Here is a 574-nt window from a genome sequence, read left to right as displayed (position 1 = left end):
AGCGCACCGCCGGCCTCCTCGTCCACCACCCACCAGGAGATCTCCGCGTCGGCGCCCCGCTTCTCCGGGGGGTCGATGTAGACGCATCCGCGCAGGGCGGTGCGGTCCGGGCTCTCCACGGTGTAGTTGAACGACTGGTGGGCCTCGATCTCGGCGGCGTGCCGCTCCAGATCCGCGAGGTTCGCCTCGTACGACATGGTGGCCGGAGGCCAGCCCCAGGCGGGGCCGAACGTCGACCACAGCCGTTCTCGCGAGCCCATCACGGCCGGGTAGTCGAGCGGCGCGTCCGCACCGCTGATCGGCCGCAGCCGATGGCCCCCGCCGCCGGGTATCCCGACGTGCAGGGGATGGACGAAGTCGTGCGGGAGCCAGGTCATGCCGGCGAGCCAACCACGCGGGCCGCCCCTCGCGCACGGCGAATTCCCCGCGCTCAGCCGCCGTTCCAGCGCCCGGACCCGGCGGCGTACCGCTCGCCCGCGGCATGCCACCAGCGAGGAGGCGGCACCCCGGCCGGTCCGGCCGTCGGCTGACGGGGGTGCAGCCCGAGCCGCCACAGCGCCCGCGCGGACACACT

At 74.7% G+C, this 574-nt stretch carries 1 protein-coding gene; it reads right to left on the bottom strand.

Annotated features, from left to right (window positions below; translation table 11 throughout):
• Positions 1-377 (bottom strand): GNAT family N-acetyltransferase (locus CCN42_RS40725; protein ID WP_086742076.1); only part of this gene is annotated, 377 nt, incomplete at its 3' end.
• Positions 378-574 lie beyond the last annotated feature (197 nt).

The organism is Streptomyces glaucescens, assembly GCF_002154375.1.
Lineage (GTDB): Bacteria > Actinomycetota > Actinomycetes > Streptomycetales > Streptomycetaceae > Streptomyces > Streptomyces glaucescens.
The sequence above is the reverse complement of the archived record's forward strand: the minus strand, read 5'-3'. Positions and strand labels throughout refer to the sequence as shown.